Genomic DNA, 626 nt, shown 5'->3' with positions numbered 1-626 from the left:
CGTATTAAATTTATTTAGCATTTAAGACCAAATGAAATCCATTTTCTTTGTTGCGCTGTACTACCATTTTTATAATATACAGTTCGGAAGCAGGTGCTCGATAGAAGTCCATTTGAGACTTTTTTCCAAGGGCCATAAATAGTTTTACCGCCGCCACCCGAATCAAAAGGAACATTTTGTGCATAGGCGGAACCAGATGCAGCGATACCAAAAATCATCACAGAAATAAAAATAGATAGCACTTTATGTTTCATTCAAAAATCATCCTTAATTAATGTATATTCATGATATCCCAATATATTTCTTGCTAAACGATTAAGTGCTTAACAAAATTCATAAAGGCGTACGATTTTATTTTGTGACCTAACATAATAGCCATTTACGTAATAGTCTCGAGAGCAATACCTCATAAGTGGCATATGTTTCGATAATTTTACTCTTTTCCAAGTCGTCCAACCTGTTTTTCCAGCGCCAGCACCGTCAAAAGGAACATTCTGAGCAATAACTGGGGCTGCTGTTCCCATAATTACACATGACACTATAAGTGATAATAAAAAACCTCTCATCCTTGCCTCTATTTTAATCCATCAAACTTGTCAAAAAATAATAACTAAAAATAGTTATAT

At 34.2% G+C, this 626-nt stretch carries 1 protein-coding gene; it reads right to left on the bottom strand.

Annotated features, from left to right (window positions below):
• Window positions 1–14 precede the first annotated feature (14 nt).
• Complete coding sequence (locus tag V2A85_RS24290; RefSeq protein ID WP_420072631.1) at window positions 15–254, bottom strand: hypothetical protein; 240 nt, start codon at window positions 252–254, stop codon at window positions 15–17.
• Window positions 255–626 lie beyond the last annotated feature (372 nt).

It is taken from the genome of Yersinia sp. 1252 StPb PI, assembly GCF_048593885.1.
GTDB classification, from domain to species: domain Bacteria; phylum Pseudomonadota; class Gammaproteobacteria; order Enterobacterales; family Enterobacteriaceae; genus Yersinia; species Yersinia enterocolitica_E.
This window is presented reverse-complemented; position numbering and strand designations above follow the sequence as displayed.